This window comes from Evansella halocellulosilytica (genome assembly GCF_002335745.1).
Lineage (GTDB): Bacteria > Bacillota > Bacilli > Bacillales > Salisediminibacteriaceae > Bacillus_CA > Bacillus_CA halocellulosilytica.
Genome location: NZ_NIST01000001.1, coordinates 1,867,221 through 1,891,000 on the forward strand (window position 1 = coordinate 1,867,221; position 23,780 = coordinate 1,891,000).

Consider the following 23,780-nt stretch of genomic DNA (forward strand, 5'->3'; position numbering starts at 1 on the left):
ATATGTACTATCGAAATTATACTAATTTACAAAGTCTAATAAAAAAGAATATCGTTCTGCTCCAATCAGGAAAGTTCGATATAATCGTAGGAATCCCAAGAAGCGGAATGGTTCCAGCTTACATGATTGCCCTATATTTGAATAAAAACTGCTGTGATCTAGATGCCTTTTTGCAAAATCGTCCGTTAAAAACAGGGATTACTAGAACGCCAAAAGACGATTTGAAGTATCCACATGACGCGAGGAAAATACTCGTAGTTGATGATTGTATTGCTAGCGGACGTTCACTATCATTGGCGTTACAAAACGTTCCACAGACGGAAAGGGACAAAGTCGTCACTCTTGCGATTTATTCTTCAGAGAAAAGTAGAGAAGACGTTGATTTTTTTTTCGAGTCCCTTCCAGGACCAAGATTGTTTGAATGGAATATTTTTCATAGCAGCATAGTGAAAAGAGCGTGCTTTACGTTAGATGGTGTCATTTGCAACGGTCCGTCCGAAAAAGTCGTCATAGGATCTCAACACGATACGGACTTGATGATGAATTCAGATCCTGTCATTATTCCTTCAGGAAAGATTGGCTGTGTTGTATCCAATCGTACGGAAAAATACCGTGAAATAACGGAGAAGTGGCTTAAAAAACACGGAATTGAATATGAAACATTAATGATGAATGAAAATGGAAATAAGTCGTCTGAACACTTTAAAGCAGAAGTGTACAAAAAATCGGGTCAAGAACTTTTTTTTGAAAGGGATAGAAAAAAAGCACTAGCAATATTTAAATTAACAAAAAAGCCAGTGTACTGTGTTGGGACGAACGAAATGTTCTCTAAAGGAGTTATAGTTTCAGCATTTTATGGTTCGAAGGTATCAAAAAAATTTTTAATTGAAAATATGAAAAATCAGATAAGAAAATTATATTCTTAATGGAAAATATCGTCGGAAAATTTTATGCTCCACTCTAATACGGTTATCTTTAACAATAGTGAAATAATGATGATTCGGAAGGAGAAAAGGATGAAAATCTTAATCACTGGCGGTGCCGGCTATATTGGCACTCATACGTGTGTAGAGTTATTAAATGGTGGATACGAAATCGTCGTCGTTGATAATTACTCAAACAGTAAACCGGAATCATTAGATCGTGTGCGTGAAATTACGAATAAGGATTTTCCGGTGTACGCAGTTGATATACTGGACCGGAAAGCACTAACATCTGTTTTTACAGAAAATGAAATAGACGCTGTTATTCATTTCGCGGGTTTGAAAGCAGTTGGGGAATCAGTATCATTCCCTCTTCGTTATTATTATAACAACGTTACGGGTACGCTTATTCTTTGTGACGTGATGAGAGAATTTGCAGTAAGTAAGATCGTTTTTAGTTCGTCAGCAACTGTTTACGGTATGCAGGAATGCGTGCCATTTCATGAAGATCTGCCGCTGCAAGCTACTAATCCGTACGGACGTACAAAGCTGATGATTGAAGAAATATTGCATGACATTTATCAGTCAAATCATAATTGGAGTATAGCGTTACTACGTTATTTTAACCCAATAGGTGCTCATCATAGTGGCCTGATTGGTGAAGATCCTAATGGGATTCCAAATAATCTTGTTCCTTATATCTCACAAGTTGCTGTCGGAAAACGCGACAAGCTTCACGTATTCGGAAATGACTATCCGACTCATGATGGAACGGGAGTGAGGGATTATATTCATGTATCTGATTTAGCAGCGGGGCATGTAAAAGCTTTAGAGAAAGTTTTACAAACTGAAGGGATCGAAGCTTATAATCTCGGAACAAGTATTGGCTACAGTGTGATGGAAGTTATTCAGGCATTTGAAGAAAATTCCGGAAGAGCAATTCCTTATGAAATCAAAAATAGAAGACTAGGGGATATTGCTGTCAGCTTTGCTGATTCACAAAAAGCGGAAAAGGAGTTAGGGTGGACAGCAAAAAAAGGTCTTGATGATATGTGCCGTGACGCCTGGCGGTGGCAAGAAAAGAATCCAAATGGCTATGAGGAAAAGGAGCAATTGTTAAATAAAAACTGATTGTAGAAAAACGGACACCTTTTTAAAGAAAGAGGTGTTTTGTTCTTTTTCTTTTCAAATAAGCTAGGTTGTTCATAAATGGGGAGGTAAAACGATGAGTGCGATTGCCGGTGTGTTACACGTAAATCAAGAGCCGATAGAAAAAGAACATATAAGTAAGATGATGGAGCCGCTGAAACGATATCCTGCTGACAATCATCAAATATGGCGCAAAGATAAGGTCTTCTTTGGCTGTCATGATCAATGGATGACACCAGAATCGATAAGAGAACCACTCCCTTACTATGATAAAGAAAGAAGGCTAGCTATTACAGCAGACGCAATTATTGATAACCGTCAGGAATTATTTGATTTGCTGCTAATCGACCGAAGGATAAGAGGGACAATGCCTGATAGTTTATTAATTTTAAATGCGTACGATAAATGGGGCGAAAATTGTCCTCAATATTTAATTGGTGACTTTGCCTTTATGATTTGGGATGAGAGGCAGATGAAGTTGTTTGGCGCCCGAGACTTTTCTGGAACAAGAACACTTTATTTTTTCTGCAAAAATAAACGCTTTGCATTTTGTACATTGATTGAACCGCTGTTAGCTTTATCATATTCACCACGTAAGTTGAACGAAGAATGGCTGGCAGAGTATTTAGCGATAACAGGAATGATCGATTCGGCTGATGCAACACTTACACCGTATGAACATATTCAACAACTTCCTCCGTCACACTCTATTTCAGTGACAAGAGAAAAATTGGACATAAAAAGGTACTGCACGGTTACTTCTGTAAAGCCATTACATTTAAAGTCCGATGATGAGTATGTGGAAGCGTTCCAAGAGGTTTTTCAGCTGGCAATTGATTCGAAATTACGTACACATCATAAAGTCGGCTCCCAATTGAGCGGTGGATTAGACTCAGGGGCAGTTGTTAGTTTTGCAGCAAAAAGCTTACAAAAGGAAAATAAAAGACTGCACACGTTAAGTTATATTCCAGTAGACGATTTTATTGATTATACACCGAAACAATTAGTCGCGGATGAGCGACCATTTATTGAAGCGACTGTTAATTATGTTGGAGGAATGACCGACAATTATTTTGATTTTCAAGGGAAGGACTCATATTCGGAAATTGATGACATGTTAGCGATGACTGAAATGCCTTATAAGTTTCTTGAAAACTCCTTTTGGCTAAAGGGGATGTTCGAAAAAGCACAGGAAAAAGGACTTGGCATATTGTTAAACGGTGACAGAGGGAATTATTCGATATCATGGGGTTCAGCGATGCACTATTACGCCATTCTTTTAAAAAAAGTGAAAGTCTTTCAGCTTTACCGAGAACTGAATGATTATTGTAAACAAGTTGGCGGGGCCCGCTTAAGAAGGATTCCGCTTATTGCAAAAATCGGTTTCCCGATCTTGAACGAGTTATTTTCATCTGAAAAACAGTGGCAGCTCCCCCCTTTAATTAGGAATGAATTTGCAGAACAGAGCGGAGTATATACAAAATTGAAACAGTTTGGAATCGATCGGTCGGGCTGGTTTTCTAGATCAAACATATATAAAGAAAGAAAACAGCTCTACGAAAATATTTTTCCATGGAATTCAGGGAATGCCTTTACTTGTAAACTATCTGTACGATACGGCTTATGGAAACGTGATCCGACAAATGACTTACGTGTCGTTCGCTTTTGTTTATCTGTACCCGAAGAACAATATGTTCAAAATGGGATTGACCGTTCCTTGATCCGACGCGCGACAAAACATTATTTACCTGACAAAGTGAGACTAAATCAACGGTTGCGTGGCGTTCAAGGGGCAGACTGGATACATCGGATGATCCCACATTGGAAGATGGTGATAGAAGAACTTGAACGAATGAGTAGAGATGAGCGGATCTTATTTTATATTGACGATAAAATCATCCATGAAGCTCTAATAAAAACTCGCCAAGGACCGAAGGCTGAACTGGCTACAGATCCCGATTACAAAAATATGATGAGAAGCTTGATCGTCTACCGCTTTATACAAACATTTGCTTGAAAGGAGGTGAACATATGAAAAAAGAGTGGCAAAGACCAAGTCTTGAGGAATTGAACGTTAAGATGACATTGTTAGGGGAAACCGGATCACACTTAGATAATGACTTTCCGGAAGGAACTGGAAGGGAAGAGCTGACATTTAGCTAACGTATGAAATAAGTTAGCCATTTCATGACTGATTTATAAATATACTTATGTTCGATTATTTCATAGGTACTGTCTTATTCATAATGGTACTTTATTATAGACAGTACCTTTTCCTTCTACAATCCGCTTATACCAACTTACATCATTATGCGATTGACATTTAGAAATAAAGGTGATAATTTTGATTTATAGTATATTCTTTATAACGAACAAAAAGGAGTTAGCGAAAATATAATTTATTTACAGTAACAATCTATTTTTTTATCCTTTTCGTTCGTTATTGAGAATCCCACTTCGACTAGGTAGGGGGGAATGAAATGAGTGCAATTGCTGGTCTTATTCATTTTCATCATGAACCTAATTTCAAAGAACAATCTAGTAAACTAATTGAATATTTTCGTCAGTTCCCGATTGATGATGTTCAAGTATGGCAGCACGATCAAGCTTTTCTTAGTTGCCATCATCAATGGATTACCCCTGAATCTGTTGGTGAACGACTGCCTTATTATGATCATGAAAAGAGTCTGGTTATTACAGCAGATGTCATTTTAGACAACAGGGATGAATTGTTTGACATGCTTGATGTGAAAAGAAGCGTAAGGAAAAATATGACCGACAGTCAATTATTGTTACTCTCCTATTCGAAGTGGGGAGAAGCTCTTCCGAAATATTTACTAGGCGATTTTGCTTTTATGATTTGGGATGATAGAAGGAAAAAGCTTTTTGGAGCTAGAGACTTTTCTGGTGCACGTACATTGTATTATGTCGAGGATCATCATCGATTTGGATTTTCTACTTTAATCGAACCATTATTCACGCTGCCTAATATGAATAAGAATTTGAATGAAACATGGATCGCCGAATTTCTGGCGATTCCGAACACGATCGAGGCGGTTAATATGAAGCACACTGTATATGAATCGATTATGCAAGTTCCTCCCTCTCATTGTATTACTGTTGATGAAAACGAAACGAAGCTGTTTCATTATGAGCGGATCGGTGCCGATGAAAAACTGACGCTCAAATCTAATGAAGAATATGAAGAAGCGTTTAGAGACGTATTCAATAAAGCAGTGACAGATCGTTTACGTACTTATGGGAAGGTTGGCTCTCATTTGAGCGGTGGCTTAGATTCGGGGTCAGTCGTTAGCTTTGCAGCTGAAGCATTAAAAAAAAAGAACCAACAGCTGCATACATTTAGCAGCATTCCGGAGAAAAACTTTGTTGACTGGACGGATCCATATTATGTTCCTGATGAACGTCCCTATATGAAAGAAGTCGTCCAGCACGTTGGCAACATCTTACCTGAATATAATCGTTTTGAAGGGCAAGACCCTTATACAGAAATCGATCACTTTCTTGAATTAATGGAAATGCCATATAAATTTTTTGAAAATACATTTTGGTTAAGAGGAATAAATGAAACAGCACATAAAAAAGGTGTAAAAGTTCTATTAAATGGGGCAAGGGGCAACCACTCAATTTCTTGGGGGGCATTGTCCTTAAATTACGACTACTATGTTTCACTGTTAATAAAATTGAAATGGACTCGTTTATACAACGAATTAGATCATTATTGTCAGACGTATCGAACTGGAAAAAAGGTGATGATCCCTTTTGTTACGAAACGAGCCCTGTCAATGATGAAAAATAAGTATAAAGGGAACAAACGGTCTAATGAACATCTTCCGATTTTAGTTAATACGCGGTTGGCACAAAAAACGAACGTATTTGAAAAAATAAAAGAATCCGGAATTGTCCTTGGAAGTGAAAAAGTGTCGAATATGAATGAATATCGGAAATGGCATTACGAGTCACTATTTTCTTGGAATAAAAGCGGGACAGCCGAGACGAAGTTATCGTTGCGCAATGCGCTTTGGAACCGTGATCCTACCAATGATTTACGTGTAATCCGCTTCTGTTTATCGATACCTGAAGAGCAATATACGAATTACGGCTATGAACGCTCGTTGTTACGGCGGTCTATGAAACATCAGCTTCCCGATAAAGTGAGGTTAAACCATTATAAACGCGGGCTTCAAGGAGCAGATACCGTCCACCGAATGCGGCAAAATTGGCATTTATTTCTTCGTGAATTAAAGCAGATGGTCACGGATCCACTTGTGGCTGATTGGATAAATGGAAAGGTCGTTCATTCAGCAATCATTCATTTAGGAGAGGAACCTCGACAAGACGTTATTTTTACGAATGAATTTAAAATGTTAACCCGAGCGTTAATTATGTATCGCTTTGTAAAAAATCACGTAACGAAAGGAGGTGCAGTATGAAGAAAAATTGGAGCAAACCTATGATGAGTATACTTGATGTTAGTGAAACGATGAATGGACCAGGAAATGCGAATGCAGATTGTTTTGACGCGTCAGATGGAAAAGATGAAACACATGATGGAAGATCGAATGCAAGCTGCTTAGGTAGTTAAGATAAAATCTTCATAATCCTTTTTGTTAAGCCCTTAATAACACATTCTTTTTAAGGGCTTTATTTTTTACAATCGTTTTTAGAACTTTGGATAAGTAAAGCACCGTTCGCTGACTGATAACCTTTTTAACGATCAGCAAAGTTTTGTTATAGATGGAGGCACATATGACAACTCATGATCAAAAGATTTATAAGGCATTTGGATTAAGTATTGCAAGTGAATTTGCTTTGCCCGAATTAGTAACAATGCATCATCAAGAAGGAAAATCAGCAGATGTGACGATTTCAAGATGTGACTTAATCGACATGTGGGAAGCTTCTTCTGTTTCTAATAAATATTTCGTCATTAACGAAGACCACATCATGTTTAAAATTCCGGGCACGGGCGTTTTCTTAGTACGAAATGGTCGAGAAATCTTAGTTTCTCCTGAGACTGATAGCAAACACGATTACATGCGGCTTTATTTATTAGGAACGTGCATGGGGGCTATTTTGCTACAAAGAAGAATCCTTCCGTTACATGGAAGTGCAATCGCGATTGATGACAAAGCTTATGCAATTGTCGGTGATTCTGGAGCGGGGAAATCGACTCTAGCTTCCGCTTTATTACAAGAAGGCTGTCAACTGTTGAGCGATGATGTCATTCCAGTCTCTTTATCAAATACGGAAAATCCGTTCGTAACACCAGCTTATCCGCAGCAAAAGCTGTGGCAGGAAAGTTTGAATGAGTTTGGATTGAGTTCAAAACAGTATAAGCCGATTATTGACCGCGAAACAAAATTTTCAATCCCAGTGAGAGAACAATTCAGTGACACGTCATTGCCGCTTGCTGGTGTATTTGAATTAGTGAAAACAGATCATGAAGAGATCGAACTTAATCCGATTGATACACTCGCTCGATTTGAAAAGCTATTTTCTCATACGTACCGCCAGTTTTTCATTGCTCCATCAGGCTTAATGGATTGGCATTTTCATACGTGTGCGAAAATCGTCAAAAAGATCGATTTTTATCAACTAAAGCGTCCAGTATCTCATTTTACGGCGCATAAGCTTTCATCGTATATTTTGACAGCAGTTAATCCGGGGGTGGTTGTGAAATGATGATTCATCATGAAACGCTTTCTTTACGTGACACGATTTCTCAAATAGAAGGAAATATTGTCAGTGATATGGACGGAGAGAAAGTGATGTTAAGTATACACAACGGAAAATATTACAATCTTGGAGAAATAGGCGGAGTCATTTGGGAATTGATCGATAAACCTATCACTGTGGAATTAGTCGTTGAATCACTGCTTTCTGAATATGAAGTTAGTCAAAACGATTGTGAAGAGCAAGTTTTAGCATTTTTGAACCATTTATTGAAAGAATCGCTTATTAACATTGAAAATGAACCTTTGGAAAGGGAATAGGATCGTGAGTAAGATAAAGATGTTTTTTGAATTACCGATGAATGTAAAGCTTATGTGCATCGAAGCATTTGTGTATTTAGGCTGGGCACGGGTCTTAAAGGTAAAGCCATTTTCAAAGGTAGTTCCAATCCTAGGTCAGCACATGGAGGAAACTACGACTGTAGAGCCTGATGATCAAACGAGGCAAACATTAAGTCGAGTTTCAGAAATCATCGAATTAGTGAGCCGTTATACTTTCTGGGAAAGTCAATGTTTAGTGAGAGCGATTGCTGCAATGAAAATGCTAGAAAAGCGAGGGATTGAAAGTACTTTATATTTAGGAACAGCAAAGGATGAAACAGGGAAGCTCATTGCTCATGCTTGGCTGCGCAGCGGTCCTTATTATATTTCAGGTATGAAAGGTATGGAACGCTTTACTGTAGTTAGCAAGTTTGCAAAAAGATTGAATTCACACTCTGTTCAAGGAGAGAAATATGGATAACTTAGCATTCAAGTTACGTTTATCGAATGAGTTAAATCTTATACTTGAAATGATCGAAAAAGATGTTCATGAGATTAATGTCGATACAGAAAAGTTCAGGCAACTCGACTGGAATTTTTTTATAAAATTGTCACTGCATCATCGTCTTTATCCGATGTTATATCCAAAGCTGAAAAGACTGAGTGAAAGAGGTGTTCCACCCTCAGTCGTCAAAAAGCTTTATATTCATTATCAAAAAAATACGTTTCAAATGCTTCAATTAAGAAAGGAAATGGAGATTGTCAACAATTTGTTTACTGAAAATAATATCCGACTCCTCTTCTTAAAAGGACCTCATTTAGCTCAACAATTGTATGGAGATTACTCGCTTAGAACGTCTAATGACCTAGATCTCATTGTAAATATCGAAAACTTAAAGGAAGCTGAGCGACTTCTTGATCAGCTAGGCTATGTAAAGGATGATTACATTCGCACGATATTAAGTGACTGGAAATGGAGACATCATCACGTTACGTATTATCACCCTCAAAAAGGCACGAAAATAGAAATTCATTGGCGAATGCATCCAGGTCCAGGTAAAGAAGCAAGCTTTCAGGAGTTGTGGGAAAGGAAAAAAGAATGCACTGACACGTTGTATTCATTAGGAAATGAGGATTTATTTGTATTTCTTATTTTACATGGGGCACGGCACGGTTGGTCACGACTTAGATGGTTAGTTGATATACAAAAGCTATTTAAGATAAATGTGGATATTGCTAAAGCAGTACGTATCATGAAACGCTATAGAAGTGAGCATATGTGTGGGCAGGCTGTCATTCTTTTGTCCTCTTTATTGAACACACATATCCCTGAGGGTATACACTCATTGCGAATGACGAAAAAAGCGAAAAACCTAGCTGAAGGTGCAATCTTTTATATTGAGAGAATGGTAAACCTTCATACTACTCCTGTTCCAGAAGAAGTCTCGACTTACCATAAGCGCTACTTATTTACATTAATGCCGATATCACAAAAACTCTTGTTTCTTTTAAGTTTTCTTTATCCTTACCCTGAAGATGCCGAAACACTACCACTGCCGAAGACCTTACATTTTTTATACTTTCCGCTTCGACCAGTCTTATGGGTTTGGAGAAAAACAAGAAAACAAGCATTCACATAGGGGGATAACGATGGAATCAGTTGTTTACTTTTTAAAACAAATTCATTCTTATGCAGGAAAAGTCCTCTATATAAACTTGGGTGCGATGCTTCTTATCAGTTTGCTTGACGGTATCGGTATTTTATTATTAATTCCAATGATCAGCATGAGCGGCTTTATTAGCATTGATGCAAGTGAAATGCCATTTTCTAGTGCTTTACAATTTTTGCAAGCGATCCCAAATACAATCGGCCTCCCAGTCATATTAGCCTTGTTTGTCGCGATTGTCGTCTTACAAAACTGGCTGCACCGACAAATAACAATAAAAAATGCGGTCATTCAACACGGTTTTTTCCGTTATATGAGAGTGAAAACGTATGACTCACTCCTCCATGCAAATTGGGGATTTTTTATAAAAAAAAGAAAGTCAGATTTGATTAATGTATTAACGTCTGAAATAGCTCGTGCTTCTGCAGGAACGAACTCTTTTTTACAATTTTTATCTTCACTCATCTTTACAGTTATCCAAATTGGCCTTGCTTTTTGGCTGTCTCCCATCATTACAACATTTGTCCTGCTTTGCGGACTCGTACTTCTCTTTTTTAATCGCAGATTCCTTAAACGGTCTCATGAGCTTGGAAAACGTAACTTTCAACTCGGGAAACAATATTTAGGAGGTATAACCGATCAAATAAATGGTATAAAAGATATAAAGAGCCATACGCTGGAAGACTCACGCCTTAATTGGTACCGGAACGTAACGAAAAATATTGAAAATGAGCAAGTTGAATATACGAAACTTAAAACGAAGTCACAATTTTATTATAAGACTGCATCAGCGATTTTTATCGCTCTGTTCATATTTGCAGCAGTGCAATTATTTCATGCTCACGGAGCAGAGCTCATGCTGATCATCGTTATTTTTTCCAGGCTTTGGCCGAGAGTTGCCTCGATCCAAGGCACGTTGGAAGAAATCGCGACAATGATCCCGGCATTTAAATCGGTCGTTCAATTACAGCAGGAGTCTAAAACTGCGAAGGAACTGCCAAATGTGTCAACGGAATATCAGCAGGAAAGAACATTAGAACTCGTTAAGGGCATTGAATGTCGACAAATTTCCTTTCGTTATCAAAAAGAGAGCCATACGTTTGCGATACAAGATATTGACCTGTTTTTACCTGCAAACGAAATGACTGCAGTCGTCGGACATTCGGGTGCTGGGAAAAGTACATTGATTGACACCTTAATGGGCTTAAATAAACCGGATGAAGGGGATATATTCATTGATGGTGTCCAGCTAAATAAAGAGAACATACAAGCCTGGAGACGGATGATCAGCTATGTTCCACAAGATCCATTTCTATTCAATGAAACGATTAAGGAAAATTTACAGCTAGTTAAACAAGATGCAACGGATCAGGAAATGTGGGATGCACTCGAGTTTTCGTCGGCAGCAGATTTCGTGCGGAAACTTCCGGAAGGGTTAAATACGGTTCTTGGAGATCGTGGAATTAGACTTTCAGGCGGTGAGCGGCAGCGACTCGTTTTAGCAAGAGCGATATTACGTAAGCCATCTGTTTTAATATTGGATGAAGCGACTAGCGCATTAGATAATGAAAACGAAGCAAAGATTCAGAGCGCGATTGATCGCCTAAAAGGAAAAATGACGATTCTCGTAATCGCTCACCGTTTAACGACGATCAGAAATGCAGACCAAGTTGTCGTACTCGATCAAGGGAAAGTAATTGAAAAAGGCGGTTTCAGACAATTAGCAAACGAAAAACGAGGGGTATTCAGCCATTTGCTGAAAAATCAAATGAAAGCAACCTTATAATGCGTCTTCAAAAAGGAGGACAAAAAGAGCCAGGAGCGTCAAATCCCGAGCTTCCACACGGATGTGGTGGATTCAGTGTTCCCGCAGGACGCCGGGGTTTTAGCCTAAGGTTCTATCGAACGTTTTGTCTGGTTGACAGATATACTACAAAGCTTAGCTTGTAGAGGAAGAGACGGAGTTTTTCAAGGCGACGAAGTTTTGAGTTGCGGAGTGTATGGTTGTTCATACGGAGAAACGAGTCAACGTAGAGATATGAAAGTTATTTTTTCCCGGACTTTTTGAACATCCTCTTATAAGTCATGAGTGGAGAGGTTTTTATGAGAAAGGTGAGGAGGATCCTCTTGATAGTCGTCGTATTCCTAGTAATGATGCTGATCTTATTTACAATTTGGGATAATAATCGAATCATCGTTGTCGAACAAAAGATTGAGATTGATGACCTTTCTTTAGAATTAGATGGGTTTACTATTCTTCAAGTTACCGACTTGCACGAAAAGGAGTTTGGTCATAACCAATCAAAGCTGATTGAAAAAATAAATGGAATTGAATACGATGCGATCGTCTTTACTGGTGATATGCTGGAAACGGGGAACACAACTGACTTTCACCCCTTTTATTCACTAATAGAAGGAATTGATCAGAAGGAACATGGATTGTTCGTCCCAGGAAACTCAGATCCAAAACCATATCTATTACACAGAGAGATACCATACGAAATGCATGAATTTATGAAAGGGATGGAAGAAAGAGGAATACAACCTCTCGAATCGATATACACAATTGAGAGAGGTTCTGTCAATATCCATTTTGTAGAATTTGAATTGTCACTTCTTGAGGTTGAAGACAATTTGCAGGAAATTGAAAAGCTATTCGACGCCGATCACGATCAAAGCTATTATGATTACTTAACGCATCAACATGAGCTGCTAAAAGATATGAGAAATTTAGATTCATTAGGGAAAAATGATGTGTTGATCGCCCTTTATCATTATCCGTTAGCCGATCAAAAAATCGATCATTTAATCCGTGATCCGAATATGAATTTGAGAAACTTTGATTTAATATTAGCAGGGCATTATCACGGCGGACAAATCCGACTTCCCTTTGTCGGAGCTTTATTTGTGCCAGAGCCTTATATGAAAAGAAATGGTCTCTTCCCTCCGCAGGACAGAGTCAAAGGCTTATGGGAACATCGTGGTATTCAGCAGTATGTAAGTGCTGGTTTAGGGAGCAGTAACGCGATTCCTTTCCTTAACTTTCGTTTCCTAAATCCTCCAGAAATAAACGTCATCACCTTAAGAAGAAAACCATCTAGCTAATGGTGCCTGGCACCTGGGAAAAAATGGATCTCTTAACTGTTGTGATTTATTGTATCAAAAGGAATTAGTAAGAGAGTTGATATTACGACGAAACTCGGAGTTCCTACGAAGAAATCCGAAGTAGTTACGAAGAAACTAGGAGTTGTTACGACTAACCCTGGAGTTACTACGACGAACTTCGGCTTACCTACGACAAAAACTAGTTTTCCAAAAACAACGTCCTGCTCGAAGCGGAGCAGGACGAAATATGTAGAGTATCACTCAAGCATTCACTTGGCCAAGAACACCATTTGTTGCAGCCATCCCAATTATAACGCAACCCCACATATGTTTATATGCACTTACATAATCATCACACGTAAAACGGATCGTTTTTTGCCCAATAAGTTCAACTGATGGAATCGTTGTCGTCATATATGCTTGGTTTGTTCCTTTAAATCTGATCTCAAATGTCACTGGTCCATCAACTTCGTATGGCTTCACACGGTGAGCATTTTCAACTGCAGCTTTTGCTTTTTCTTTAATTGTTTGTTGTGCTAGTTGAGGGGACATTAAATCCGCTGAAAGCCGGTCGACTCCTCGCTTTACGACTGCAGTTTCAATGTCAGGAAGCGTTTGTTTGACCTCTTCACACACAACATCATCACCGGAGATGAGTAATGCTGGAATGTGATAATGACCAGCAACTCCGGCATTCATTTCTGCTTCACCAACAACTTTACCGTTAATCTTCATTTCCTCAACACAAATTCCGGCAAGAGTATGATTAATAACCGCTCGTTCTGAGCCACCTTCACGGCCGTGATAACCAATAAAGAATACCCCATCAAAGCTTTCATCAATTCCTTCCATTTGACACATGACTCGATTGTTTCCAGAAATGAGACGGGCACGTGGATCAAGATCTTCAATGAAGATATTTGACATATTTCCATGACCATCGACAACGACAACTTCGGTTGCTCCGCCATCGTAAGCACCTTCAATTGCAGCGTTGACATCTTGTGTCATCAAACGGCGAAAACGTTGATACTCATCGTTCTTTTTTAATTGCTGATTCGTCGCAACTCCTGAAACGCCTTCAATATCTGCTGAAATAAAAATTTTCATGTTAGTAATTCACACCTTTTTCAGAATATTTCCTCCATCATAACATATGAGCTAATCAAAATCGTAAATGTTAATCCGTTTACACGTGGTTCGCATGAAGCATTAATAAGGTATAATGATGAAGTGTTTTAAAATTTCTGACAATTTTGTGAAGGAGTTGACGGTTATTATGATTGTATACCAATTTAACGAATTATTGATAAATGAAGCAACGAGTAAACTTTAAAAGGGAGAGTTTTATGGACAAAAACAAATACGCAACGATTGCTTTGGAACATCATATATTTAACAACCCAATTCGTTCAGACAAAATGGATAGAATCATCGAGTTCATCGATTTAACAGAGGACAGTAAGGTGATAGAAATTGGCGCTGGTAATTGTGAATTACTCATTCGGTTAGTTGAAAAGTATAATGCTTTCACAACTGCAATCGAGCTATACAAGGACCAGATCGATGAAGGAACGAAACGCGCTAAAGAAAGGATTTCTTCAGAGAAGATCACATTTATACATGAAGACGCGAAGTCTGTGATCAAAAACTACACGACAAATCGCTTCGATTTAGCTATTTGTATTGGCGCGACTCATGCGATAGGGGATCTAGATTCTACACTAGAAACACTTAGGAAATGTGTGAGGAAAGGGGGCTACATTCTTATTGCAGATTGTTTTTGGAAGAAACAGCCAAGTCAAGAGTATTTAAGAGAACTTGGTGGCAAAGAAGCGGATTATGGATCTCATTATGAAAACATTGAAGCGGGAGAAAACAAAGGGTTGATACCAATATGGTCATTTACAGCTAGTGATGACGAGTGGGACGAATTTGAATGGTTGTATGTGCTTTCGGTTGAAAACTATTGCTATAAAAACTCGGATGATAAAGATTGCACGGATATGTTGAATGAAATACGAAGGTGGAAAAAGGTCTATAACAAATGGGGAAGGGAAACGTTAGGGTTTGGAATATACCTTTTTAGAGCTTAACGACAGAAAAAAATAAAAAATAGCTGGGACAAATGTATTTTTTGACATGCAAAATCCGAACAAATTCTATGGTTAGAACTTGTTCGGGTTTTCCATGTTACTCGTTATGTTCTAGCTTCATTTCCAAAACCTACTTTAATTTCTTAAACAAGTCAAAAATACTGAATGACGTTTTCCGATAAACTTTGTTGTTAGGAGCTTTCTTTGGATTCTTTACCCATCCGACTCCTTTTTTTCCGTAACCTGGAGATACTGCCTTTTTGACTGATCGCTTCGCTCTGCCGGTTGTTCTTGCCTTTAATGACTTTTTTAAACTTGGTTTCCGCATGCCAATCTTCATCGTTTCTATCCCCTCTCCTAGGTCTTATGATCTAAACTAATCATATTATCGAACTTGGAATGGATCAAGGGATTTTTGATACTTGAACCGTTTATTCTTTTGAAGGACATACAATCCGCTATTTTCAAAAAATACGGTTATTTTTACACGAGTGAGGACAGGAGATCCTTTATTGCCTCAAAATCAGATGGAAGTGGCTGAATAATTGGCTCATAACGGAACGTGTCCTCTTGTCATACAAAATAACGCTTTTTACTAGCAATAACGAATCCAGTGTCCGTGAATCTTCGGATTGCCCCTAGATTGGTCTGGATTTATCCCAGATTAAACGGAGTTGGACAGGATTGAACCAGATTTGAACCAGCACCATCTTTTCAACATGGAGACTGAATGAGACATCAATCGCTTAGACAAAATAAGCATAAAGAAAAGAGGGATTAAGATGGAAGCGAACATGGCATATGGCAGTGATTACAAATATATACCTGCCACAACGTTAAAAAGCGGAGCAATCACTCGAGTACTCCCAGATGTTTTTTGTTATACCATTCAAGTGGCAAATATGATTTTTATTGGGCATCCGGAAAAAAGTGAGTTCGTATTAGTCGATGCGGGAATGCCGCGATCAGCGCATAAAATCATAAAAACAGCAGAAAAAATATACGGGAAAGGAAGCCGCCCGAAAGCGATTATTTTAACGCACGGTCACTTTGATCATGTCGGGGCGATCATTGAGCTTATTAACCAATGGAATGTTCCGGTTTATGCTCATGCTTATGAACTTCCATATTTAACAGGTGAGTTCGACTATCCAGAACCTGACCCTTCAGTCGAGGGAGGTCTTATTGCCAAAGTCTCATCTTTTTTTCCGAAAAAGGCGATTCAAATTGGTGAACATGTAGAAGAGCTTCCTTCTGACGGAAGTGTTCCATTCGTAGACGATTTCCGTTGGATACATACACCGGGACATACTCCAGGACACGTTTCATTTTTTAGAGATTTAGACCGTATGTTAATCGCTGGCGATGCATTTATCACTGTTAAACAAGATTCATTATGTAAAACATTTGCCCAGACGGTTGAAATACATGGACCGCCTCGTTATTTTACGACTGACTGGAATGCTGCACATGAATCAGTCAAAACATTAAATGATCTACATCCGGCATTTGCTATTACAGGGCATGGCAGACCTGTTTTCGGTAATAATTTAACGACCGGCTTAAACAAATTAGCTGCCGATTTTGAGAGGGTCGCAGTGCCTGACAAGGGAAAGTATGTTTAAATAGATTTTACACCCCGATGAATGGCACACTGGCACACAACCATTTCTACTAATTTTTTCGCAACGGTAGCATGTTGAATTATCCGAGGATGTCAATTATTAAGAGGAATGAAAAAGGCTGACAATGGATATTCTTCAGCCTTAATCATTTAGATAGAGGGACTTTCTTTAACTGCTTATTCTTTCTTTAATAACTTCTAACAGGCATTCTGTAAATTCCGTTGTAGTTAAATTGCCGCCAAGGTCCTTTGTTCTGTATCCGGTAGCAAATGTATTTTCTACTCCTTCTTCTATAAGAGAAGCTGCGTATAAAGCATGGTTATCACTGTTTCGTATTCCAAGCCATTCGAGCATCATTTTTGCAGATAAGATTTCAGATATGGGATTTGCTATATTTTTTCCTGCTATGTCAGGCGCTGATCCATGTGTTGCTTGAGCCAAAAGAAAAGAGTCACCAACATTGAGGCCAGGAGCTAAGCCGAGACCACCGATTAAACCGGCAGCTTGATCTGATAATATATCGCCGAACATATTGGTCGTTACAATCACGTCAAAATCCTCAGGCCTTTGAACAAGATGCATAGCAAATGCATCTACATGATAATCATCTGTCTTTACGCCTTTGTAGGATTTTCCTATGCGATGGCAACTGTCATAAAATAAACCACATCCTTGGCGCAGTACATTTTTTTTATGAACAATCGTCAGCTTTCGTTTCCTTGCCATAGCTAACTCATATCCTACTTTCGCTACTCTTTCAGAACCATTTCTAGTGACAAGCCGAAGAGACAGCACTGTATCGGGGTCTGTCATAAATTCACCAGTGTTATAAAATAAATTCCGGTCAGCATACATGCCTTCAGTGTTTTCTCTAACAATAACTAAATCAACATTTTCATGGCAGGAGGGGATGCACGGGAATGTTTTAGCGGGTCTTACATTAGCATATAAATCAAACTGTTTTCTTAACTTTCCGCTTGCATTTACCATATTAGGGTTATCCGTCTCATAAGCATGAGTGGTTAATGGACCTAATACTCCTGCATCACATTTCTTTAATCTAGTGACAGTTTCATCTGGCAGTGTTGAACCGTGCTCATTAAAAGACGTAAGACCTATCGGTAATTTTTGATAAGTAATGGATAAACCTTCAGAGAGGTCTTCTACATACTGTAAGACTTTTATTGTCTCTCTAACAATTTCCTTGCCAATTCCGTCGCCTTCCATTATTGCAATATTATAATGAGCCATAGGAACCTCCAAATTGTATATGACTTAAACTTTCTCAGAAGTAAGTAACATTCCTTGTATAAAAGGCAGCGGATTCTCCAGCAATTTTTCCAAATACTGCTCCCGACATTAAGCCGGAGCCTCCAGGGTAATTATGATAGAAGAGTCCCCCAACCATTTCTCCTGCTGCAAATAGTCCTCGTATCGGTGAGCCTTGTTCATTCAGTACTTCACTAAATTCATTTACATGAAGAGCACCAAAAGTAAATGTGATTCCGCAAGTAACTGGGTAAGCATAGAATGGTCCCTGTTCAAATCGGAGTGCCCAATTAGTCTTAGGTGGAGTTACTCCAATTGTGGATTTACCGTCTTTGATGCTAGGGTTGTACTCTCCTTCATTTACTCCATCATTATAATCTTTTATCGTTTTTAAAAATTCTTCTTTGTTTATTTCTATTTTCTCTGCTAGTTCTTCTAATGTATCAGCTTTTATACACGTAGCTTCTTCCAAATCATACTCTTTTCTCAGAAGAGGGCGTACTTGGGAATCAAAGAGTTGATAAGCTAGTTGATCAGGCTGATTTAAGGTTTCTTTTCCATATTTAGCGTAAGTGTAATTTCTGAAGTCTGCTCCTTCATCTACAAAACGTTTACCATTTTTGTTCACAATTAGTCCAAGTGGGTAAGAAGATTTTTTATAGATATCTCCAGGTTTATTGAAATCACCAACTTTGGGAGCATGATAGTCTGTAGTATGTGCATGGCAGCCTTCCCACTGACCGCGAGGCTGGGCACCGACTGCGAAAGCCATTTGAATCCCATCACCTGTATTGTATTCTGTACCTCGAACGACTGCATATTCCCATTGGTTTCCAAGGTGCTTCATACGTTTTTCTTTATTAGCTTCAAATCCTCCGCAAGCTAAAATGACTGAATTGGCTGTAATGGTGTATTCTGTCTTGCCTTTTTCTTTCACAGTCAGGCCAGTAATTTTTCCCCCTGTCTCATTATGGAGTTTTGCAGCATATGCTTCATAAAGTATATCAATACCTAAAGATTCAGCTTTATCTATCAATTTTTCGATTAAGCCAATCCCTTTACGATTGGTTTTAACCGGGAGACCACCCCAAAATTGTTTCTTTCCATCATTATTAAAAAATTGATTTTCATTCAGTTCAAACTCTACGCCATTCTTATTCATCCATTTAATTGTTTCCAATGAGTTTGAAACGAGACGGCTAGCTAGTTTTGGATCACTTTTTCCTTTTGTGACTTCCATCAAGTCGTTATAAAAATCTTTATCATCGTATACAGGAATATCGATTTTTTCACCTTCTTCGCCTTGAAGCTCAGGAATGAATTCAGAAAGGGCTTCTTTATTTTTATATGCAAAGCGAATAGCCCCATCAGTAAAAAATGAGTTGCCGCCTCTTTTGTGTTTCGGTCCTTTTTCTAAAACGAGTACATTGGCCCCGTTCTCTCTCGCTGAGATAGCTGCACATAAAGCCGCATTTCCAGCTCCAACTACAACAACATCATATATATTTTCGTCTTTTTTCATATGGCCATACCTCCGTTTGTTGAATATTCAAATTATTTAAGTTGAAAATGAATCTATTATGTTGTTTTCGTCTTTTCAGTTTTGTAAGTATCGGATGTTTTTTTCCATAATATTTTGGAAGGAATGTAGGCATATCCATCCATTAGCCTACGAGATGTTCTTGCTACTGCTGATCTCGTAACATGGTACTGGTCACCTTTATAACCCAGCTTTATACTAAAATCCATCGTACCTGATGGATGACCAATTGTAATATCTCCATTACTAGAAAACTTACTAACTTCATTTACAACAGTTCCTTCGATTAAAGATGCAGTGGAAGTACAAATGCCTCCGGTAACAGCAAATGCTTTATGCATCTTACCCATAGCCAATGCTCTTGCTGTAAAGTGAATACTTTCTTCTGCTACGTTATTTCCGTTAATCCCTTGATAAGACTGGGGAGGGGAGACGAAGATAATTTTAGGAACGGATTGAGAAATTAATTTTGCTTCTTCTTTTGTCTTTACAAATCCCAGCATGCATGCACCTATTGCCCGTATTTCCTCAAGTAATTCTAACCGTTCAGGAGATGTTTCGATTTGTTCAGGTGTTTCTGTACCAGTGAGACCAATGTCGGAAGCTCTTATGAACACTGATGGTGTTGAAGCATCCACGATACTAATTTCTATCTTTTTTCCATTTTCCAAAGTGACAATATCTTTAGGTTTACCAGTCGGAAGCGTTTTTCCCGTTTTAGAACCACCAGAATTTACAAAATTAAGCATGATTTTTGCACCAGGTCCCGGAACCCCTGGTATATAACAGTCACCTGTTGTTTCGGCTTTCCCGTTTCGTACTGGAACTTCTGATTCAATGATTTTTTGAGTATTTGAATTATAAATTCTAACGACTGTTACAGGCTCTACTGCAGGAACAATTCCTTCGTCAATGGCAAAAGGCCCGACCCCTGAAGAGATATTTCCGCAATTACTTCGGTAATCAATGTGCTTTTTGTCAATTGAAACTTGACCGAACGTATAATCAACATCAGCATCTTCACGTAAAGAAGGTTTAATAATTGCCACTTTACTTGTTAAAGGATCTGCTCCGCCTAAACCGTCGATCTGACGAACATCCGGGCTTCCAAATAATGAGAGAATCACTTCTTCCCGGTGCTTTTCATCTAATGGGAGCTCATTCTCCATAAGATAGACACCTTTACTCGTACCGCCTCTAATAATTGCCGCTTTAATCTTTCCGAAGTCCTGTACCATATGCATACTTCCTTTCTCAAGTTTCTTCTATGTTTATAATGATAAGAGAACTTGAGGAATAACTAAAATATTAATATTTTATTGTTTATGATAAAAATAGTTTATGATAGATCGTGGAAGGAAGGGCTTAATCTGGCGAATATGTTATTTATAAAATATCTGTTTTACTAAAAAATTTATCTATATTGTAAAGAGCAGCTTCCGCAAACCGCTGAAGCACTTCAGCTGTTATATAGCCAATGTGAGGAGTGAGTATAATATTATCGCATCCCTTATAAGGGTTATGAACAAGTGGCTCTTCTGAAAATACATCAATTCCAGCACCTGCTAACTTTCTACTGCGGATTAATTGGGCCAAAGCTTTTTCGTCTACAAAAGCAGCTCTTGATGTATTAATAAAAATTGCATGATTTTTTAATAGTTGAAGCCTTTCCTTACTTAAAAACCCTTTCCATTCAGGGGAGTATCTCATATGAAGACTTAAAACATCAGAGGTTTTAAGGACCTCTTCCAATGTACCTACGTCCATATTATCGTTAAGGACTTCCGTTTCTGACCCAGTCGGGCGCCATACTTTAATGTTCATTCCAAGAGCCGTACCTACCTGTGCCACTCTTTTTCCGATTGTGCCGTATCCTAATATACCTAACTGCTTTCCGTTTAGCTCCATGCCAGGAGTTTGCACCCATCTATCGTCCTCAATCAATTTTTGATGAAGAGGGAACTGGCGGGCAGCACCGATCATTAAGCCAATCGTCAGCTCCACTACTGAAGAGGCAGAGCCACCAGGTGTAGTAGTAACCTCAATATCATGATCTTTTAAAGCATCTAAATCAAGGTGTGCAGTTCCTTTACCAGTTTGGGAGATTAATTTTACATCCCGAAGCATAGAGATGAGTTTGCGGTCGAGCGTGGTTCTTTCACGAACTAAAACAATAGCATCGGTTCCTTCCGCTAATTGAATCATTTCTTGCTCCTCAATAGGTCTTGTGACAGAAATGATCTCGTATCCTTTCTTTTTCAAGTGATAAGCAGCAGATGTTGACTGATAGACATCTTCAAAATCACCTAATACAAGTATTTTCATTTAAAATCCTCCTGTCGTAATTAAATAAACAATAAAATTGATAATGGAACAATCACTAAAATTAACGCCAATCTGAATAGGTGAGTAGATATAATCGTGTTCATTGGCAGGTTAAGCCCATCTGTTATAACGACAATTTCACTAATTCCTGCAGGTGCAGCACTACATGCAGCAGTTAGTAAATCCCATTTTAAAAAACGATTAAGAAACAAAACGACTAAGCTAGTGACCAAAATGTGAGAGAATATTAATAAAAGTGCAGGCTTCCAGAGGCTAGAGAGAGTATGAAGAAGATCACTAGAAAAATTTAAACCTATTAATCCTCCTATTAAAGACTGGATGTTTTTTTTGATTTTTGAGCTAATTGGGGTGATTCTTCTCCAAAAGCTTTGCAGTACAACAACCGCTCCTGCTGCTCCGAGCATAACCCCTAAAGGGATGCCTGAGAACCATCCAATAGTACCTCCTGTTAAAGCTGCAAATATTAAAACAATCCTTTCCTTCATGAACTCACCCCCTTTGTCTTGGCTTTGGCAGTCCTTATTTTTTGAATATAATTTACAAACAAAGATAAGAGAAATACGACTACTACGACTCGGACAATATGCAGAGAAACGACTAATAATGGATCAAGGTTCAATTCATTTGATAATGTAGCCATTTCAGCGATTGATCCAGGTGCTGCTGCGATAATGGCTGTTTTTATAGAAAGAGGATACAGACTGCTAAGTAACCAGCCTAATCCAAAAATAATACAAAGAACCCCGGCACTTATAATCAGAAGTCCATAAACTATCTTTTTAAATTCCTGCATATTAAATTGTGAGAAAGAAAGGCCAACAATTATTCCTAGTAAAACCTGAGCAATAAAAATGATCAATTCATTAGCTGTAAATAGACTCAGTCCATAAACTTTCCACAATCCAACCGCAGCCATTGCCCCAAGAAATGCTCCCATAGGAATTTTTAGACGTATTCCAGTCCAGCCTCCTATGAAAGAAAGGACTATAAATAATATGTAATCCATGACGCCTGCTCCCTTCTAAGAAGTATTCTTCTCTTCACTTTTACAGAGAATTATTCCATAATTGAATTAATCTTAATTTTTCGAAGAATAGACTGTTTACAGGCAGGTGGAGATCCTTGGATCAAAAAGACTGGTTAATTCTTAAAACATTAAATGAGGAAAAAAACATTACGAGAGCTTCCGAAAAATTGTTCATTTCCCAGCCTGCACTTACATATCGTATAAAACAATTAGAGAAGGATATGGGCATAACCATCCTCTGGCGTAACAAACGTGGTGTGAAATTCAGTGCAGAAGGGGATTATTTAGTCAACTATTCCTTACGTATGCTGAAAGAATTACAAAAGATGAAAGACCGTGTAGTCAATATGAATAACTCTACTGAGGGAACAATCAGACTAGGTGTGTCGAGTAACTTTGCCCGTTTTGCACTCCCGGATATTTTAAGAGATTTCACAAGTAAATATAAAAACATTCAATTTGTCTTATATACAGGGTTAAGCCCGGAAATAGTAAAAATGCTCGATGATGAAGATGTCTATGTTGGTATCATACGTGGGGACAACAAATGGAACGAGCAGCAAATAAAACTTAATAAAGAAACAATCTGTATTATTTCAAAGGTCCCGATAAAGATGGAAGAACTTCCTTCCTTACCGAGAATCTCTTACAGAACAGACTCGGAGCTACACGGCATAATTGAGAGATGGTGGCAGAAGAATTACACTGTCCCCCCAAATATAACGATGCACCTTGATAATATCGAAACGAGCCGCAAATTGGTTTTAAATGGTCTTGGTTATGCGATAATCCCTAGTATTGGTTTAAATGAAGTTGAAGAAGACTTATATATTTATCCAATAAAAGACCAAGAGGGAAAGACAATTTTACGGAATACGAGCCTTATTTATAAAGATAACTCTCTTAATTTTCCTGTTGTAAATACATTTATCGATTTTTTAAAGGAGTATTATAAAGCTTAATAGATTAGTACAGACCAGATCATCATCTGTCTATCTATGTTGATGACCTGGTCTTGT

The 23,780-nt window shown here is 38.3% G+C and carries 23 protein-coding genes; 15 read left to right on the forward strand and 8 right to left on the reverse strand.

Translation table 11 applies throughout. The annotated features are described in order from the left end of the window. Positions 1–2 precede the first annotated feature (2 nt). From CD001_RS08880 to CD001_RS08925, 12 genes are all read left to right on the forward strand, one after another. Positions 3–926: a phosphoribosyltransferase family protein gene (locus tag CD001_RS08880; RefSeq protein ID WP_096187156.1), complete on the forward strand. Its 924-nt coding sequence runs from the start codon at positions 3–5 to the stop codon at positions 924–926. 90 nt (positions 927–1,016) lie between these two features. After that, positions 1,017–2,054: a UDP-glucose 4-epimerase GalE gene (gene galE, locus CD001_RS08885; RefSeq protein ID WP_096187157.1), complete on the forward strand. Its 1,038-nt coding sequence runs from the start codon at positions 1,017–1,019 to the stop codon at positions 2,052–2,054. Between the two features lie 94 nt (positions 2,055–2,148). Beyond that, positions 2,149–4,089: an asparagine synthase-related protein gene (locus CD001_RS08890; RefSeq protein ID WP_096187158.1), complete on the forward strand. Its 1,941-nt coding sequence runs from the start codon at positions 2,149–2,151 to the stop codon at positions 4,087–4,089. A gap of 14 nt (positions 4,090–4,103) precedes the next feature. After that, the gene (locus tag CD001_RS25955; RefSeq protein ID WP_142303563.1) at positions 4,104–4,235 is read left to right on the forward strand and encodes a paeninodin family lasso peptide; all 132 of its coding nucleotides are present in this window, start codon (positions 4,104–4,106) and stop codon (positions 4,233–4,235) included. A 317-nt stretch (positions 4,236–4,552) separates the two neighbouring features. Further along, a complete protein-coding gene (locus CD001_RS08895) occupies positions 4,553–6,523 on the forward strand; it encodes an asparagine synthase-related protein (protein WP_096187159.1) in 1,971 nt (656 codons plus the stop codon). After that, entirely contained in the window at positions 6,520–6,675 is a 156-nt protein-coding gene (locus CD001_RS25960) for a paeninodin family lasso peptide (RefSeq protein ID WP_142303564.1), read from the forward strand. The genes CD001_RS08895 and CD001_RS25960 overlap by 4 nt, the downstream gene beginning before the upstream one ends. A 164-nt stretch (positions 6,676–6,839) precedes the next feature. After that, the gene (locus tag CD001_RS08900; RefSeq protein ID WP_096187160.1) at positions 6,840–7,775 is read left to right on the forward strand and encodes an aldolase; all 936 of its coding nucleotides are present in this window, start codon (positions 6,840–6,842) and stop codon (positions 7,773–7,775) included. Then, complete coding sequence (locus tag CD001_RS08905) at positions 7,772–8,086, forward strand: lasso peptide biosynthesis PqqD family chaperone (RefSeq protein WP_096187161.1); 315 nt, start codon at positions 7,772–7,774, stop codon at positions 8,084–8,086. Before CD001_RS08900 ends, CD001_RS08905 begins: the two co-directional genes overlap by 4 nt. A gap of 37 nt (positions 8,087–8,123) precedes the next feature. Then, a complete protein-coding gene (locus CD001_RS08910; protein ID WP_096190537.1) occupies positions 8,124–8,567 on the forward strand; it encodes a lasso peptide biosynthesis B2 protein in 444 nt (147 codons plus the stop codon). Continuing rightward, positions 8,560–9,726: a nucleotidyltransferase domain-containing protein gene (locus CD001_RS08915; RefSeq protein ID WP_096187162.1), complete on the forward strand. Its 1,167-nt coding sequence runs from the start codon at positions 8,560–8,562 to the stop codon at positions 9,724–9,726. Before CD001_RS08910 ends, CD001_RS08915 begins: the two co-directional genes overlap by 8 nt. Before the next feature lie 10 nt (positions 9,727–9,736). Then, positions 9,737–11,539, forward strand: coding sequence for an ABC transporter ATP-binding protein (locus CD001_RS08920; RefSeq protein ID WP_096187163.1), 1,803 nt, complete (start codon positions 9,737–9,739; stop codon positions 11,537–11,539). Positions 11,540–11,880: 341 nt separating this feature from the next. Then, positions 11,881–12,858: a metallophosphoesterase gene (locus tag CD001_RS08925; RefSeq protein ID WP_179298672.1), complete on the forward strand. Its 978-nt coding sequence runs from the start codon at positions 11,881–11,883 to the stop codon at positions 12,856–12,858. Positions 12,859–13,119: 261 nt separating this feature from the next. Here the strand turns inward: CD001_RS08925 and CD001_RS08930 are convergent, their stop codons facing one another. Further along, positions 13,120–13,968 (reverse strand): M55 family metallopeptidase, encoded by an 849-nt coding sequence (locus tag CD001_RS08930; protein WP_096187165.1) that lies wholly within the window; start codon positions 13,966–13,968, stop codon positions 13,120–13,122. 239 nt (positions 13,969–14,207) lie between these two features. On the opposite strand from CD001_RS08930, the gene CD001_RS08935 reads away from it, so the two are divergent. Next, positions 14,208–14,954, forward strand: coding sequence for an SAM-dependent methyltransferase (locus CD001_RS08935; RefSeq protein WP_096187166.1), 747 nt, complete (start codon positions 14,208–14,210; stop codon positions 14,952–14,954). A gap of 130 nt (positions 14,955–15,084) precedes the next feature. Here the strand turns inward: CD001_RS08935 and CD001_RS08940 are convergent, their stop codons facing one another. Further along, positions 15,085–15,294, reverse strand: a complete 210-nt coding sequence (locus tag CD001_RS08940; protein WP_096187167.1) for a hypothetical protein — start codon at positions 15,292–15,294, stop codon at positions 15,085–15,087. Positions 15,295–15,736: 442 nt separating this feature from the next. Here CD001_RS08940 and CD001_RS08945 point away from each other — a divergent pair, with 442 nt between their 5' ends. Next, positions 15,737–16,579: an MBL fold metallo-hydrolase gene (locus CD001_RS08945; RefSeq protein WP_096187168.1), complete on the forward strand. Its 843-nt coding sequence runs from the start codon at positions 15,737–15,739 to the stop codon at positions 16,577–16,579. Positions 16,580–16,747: 168 nt separating this feature from the next. Here CD001_RS08945 and CD001_RS08950 read toward each other — a convergent pair whose 3' ends face one another. The 6 genes from CD001_RS08950 to CD001_RS08975 all read right to left on the reverse strand — a co-directional run bounded on the left by CD001_RS08950 (position 16,748) and on the right by CD001_RS08975 (position 22,740). Continuing rightward, positions 16,748–17,830, reverse strand: a complete 1,083-nt coding sequence (locus tag CD001_RS08950) for an isocitrate/isopropylmalate dehydrogenase family protein (protein WP_096187169.1) — start codon at positions 17,828–17,830, stop codon at positions 16,748–16,750. Positions 17,831–17,864: 34 nt separating this feature from the next. Then, positions 17,865–19,370, reverse strand: a complete 1,506-nt coding sequence (tcuA, locus tag CD001_RS08955) for an FAD-dependent tricarballylate dehydrogenase TcuA (protein ID WP_096187170.1) — start codon at positions 19,368–19,370, stop codon at positions 17,865–17,867. 56 nt (positions 19,371–19,426) lie between these two features. Next, positions 19,427–20,626 carry a 2-methylaconitate cis-trans isomerase PrpF family protein gene (locus tag CD001_RS08960; protein ID WP_096187171.1) on the reverse strand — a complete coding sequence of 400 codons (1,200 nt, stop codon included), beginning with the start codon at positions 20,624–20,626 and terminating at the stop codon, positions 19,427–19,429. A gap of 148 nt (positions 20,627–20,774) precedes the next feature. Next, the gene (locus tag CD001_RS08965) at positions 20,775–21,713 is read right to left on the reverse strand and encodes an NAD(P)-dependent oxidoreductase (protein ID WP_096187172.1); all 939 of its coding nucleotides are present in this window, start codon (positions 21,711–21,713) and stop codon (positions 20,775–20,777) included. A gap of 20 nt (positions 21,714–21,733) precedes the next feature. Beyond that, the gene (locus tag CD001_RS08970; RefSeq protein ID WP_096187173.1) at positions 21,734–22,219 is read right to left on the reverse strand and encodes an AbrB family transcriptional regulator; all 486 of its coding nucleotides are present in this window, start codon (positions 22,217–22,219) and stop codon (positions 21,734–21,736) included. Continuing rightward, positions 22,216–22,740, reverse strand: a complete 525-nt coding sequence (locus tag CD001_RS08975; RefSeq protein WP_096187174.1) for an AbrB family transcriptional regulator — start codon at positions 22,738–22,740, stop codon at positions 22,216–22,218. The genes CD001_RS08970 and CD001_RS08975 overlap by 4 nt, the downstream gene beginning before the upstream one ends. 116 nt (positions 22,741–22,856) lie before the next feature. Here CD001_RS08975 and CD001_RS08980 point away from each other — a divergent pair, with 116 nt between their 5' ends. Continuing rightward, positions 22,857–23,723: a LysR family transcriptional regulator gene (locus tag CD001_RS08980; RefSeq protein ID WP_096187175.1), complete on the forward strand. Its 867-nt coding sequence runs from the start codon at positions 22,857–22,859 to the stop codon at positions 23,721–23,723. The last annotated feature ends 57 nt before the right edge of the window (positions 23,724–23,780 follow it).

Bases quoted from the DNA above. Each gene is read 5' to 3' on its own strand.
- CD001_RS08880 (WP_096187156.1), top strand. From the start codon at position 3: ATGTACTATCGAAATTATACTAATTTACAAAGTCTAATAAAAAAGAAT.
- galE (WP_096187157.1), top strand. From the start codon at position 1,017: ATGAAAATCTTAATCACTGGCGGTGCCGGCTATATTGGCACTCATACG.
- CD001_RS08890 (WP_096187158.1), top strand. From the start codon at position 2,149: ATGAGTGCGATTGCCGGTGTGTTACACGTAAATCAAGAGCCGATAGAA.
- CD001_RS25955 (WP_142303563.1), top strand. From the start codon at position 4,104: ATGAAAAAAGAGTGGCAAAGACCAAGTCTTGAGGAATTGAACGTTAAG.
- CD001_RS08895 (WP_096187159.1), top strand. From the start codon at position 4,553: ATGAGTGCAATTGCTGGTCTTATTCATTTTCATCATGAACCTAATTTC.
- CD001_RS25960 (WP_142303564.1), top strand. From the start codon at position 6,520: ATGAAGAAAAATTGGAGCAAACCTATGATGAGTATACTTGATGTTAGT.
- CD001_RS08900 (WP_096187160.1), top strand. From the start codon at position 6,840: ATGACAACTCATGATCAAAAGATTTATAAGGCATTTGGATTAAGTATT.
- CD001_RS08905 (WP_096187161.1), top strand. From the start codon at position 7,772: ATGATGATTCATCATGAAACGCTTTCTTTACGTGACACGATTTCTCAA.
- CD001_RS08910 (WP_096190537.1), top strand. From the start codon at position 8,124: ATGAATGTAAAGCTTATGTGCATCGAAGCATTTGTGTATTTAGGCTGG.
- CD001_RS08915 (WP_096187162.1), top strand. From the start codon at position 8,560: ATGGATAACTTAGCATTCAAGTTACGTTTATCGAATGAGTTAAATCTT.
- CD001_RS08920 (WP_096187163.1), top strand. From the start codon at position 9,737: ATGGAATCAGTTGTTTACTTTTTAAAACAAATTCATTCTTATGCAGGA.
- CD001_RS08930 (WP_096187165.1), bottom strand. From the start codon at position 13,968: ATGAAAATTTTTATTTCAGCAGATATTGAAGGCGTTTCAGGAGTTGCG.
- CD001_RS08935 (WP_096187166.1), top strand. From the start codon at position 14,208: ATGGACAAAAACAAATACGCAACGATTGCTTTGGAACATCATATATTT.
- CD001_RS08940 (WP_096187167.1), bottom strand. From the start codon at position 15,294: ATGAAGATTGGCATGCGGAAACCAAGTTTAAAAAAGTCATTAAAGGCA.
- CD001_RS08945 (WP_096187168.1), top strand. From the start codon at position 15,737: ATGGAAGCGAACATGGCATATGGCAGTGATTACAAATATATACCTGCC.
- CD001_RS08950 (WP_096187169.1), bottom strand. From the start codon at position 17,830: ATGGCTCATTATAATATTGCAATAATGGAAGGCGACGGAATTGGCAAG.
- tcuA (WP_096187170.1), bottom strand. From the start codon at position 19,370: ATGAAAAAAGACGAAAATATATATGATGTTGTTGTAGTTGGAGCTGGA.
- CD001_RS08960 (WP_096187171.1), bottom strand. From the start codon at position 20,626: ATGGTACAGGACTTCGGAAAGATTAAAGCGGCAATTATTAGAGGCGGT.
- CD001_RS08965 (WP_096187172.1), bottom strand. From the start codon at position 21,713: ATGAAAATACTTGTATTAGGTGATTTTGAAGATGTCTATCAGTCAACA.
- CD001_RS08970 (WP_096187173.1), bottom strand. From the start codon at position 22,219: ATGAAGGAAAGGATTGTTTTAATATTTGCAGCTTTAACAGGAGGTACT.
- CD001_RS08975 (WP_096187174.1), bottom strand. From the start codon at position 22,740: ATGGATTACATATTATTTATAGTCCTTTCTTTCATAGGAGGCTGGACT.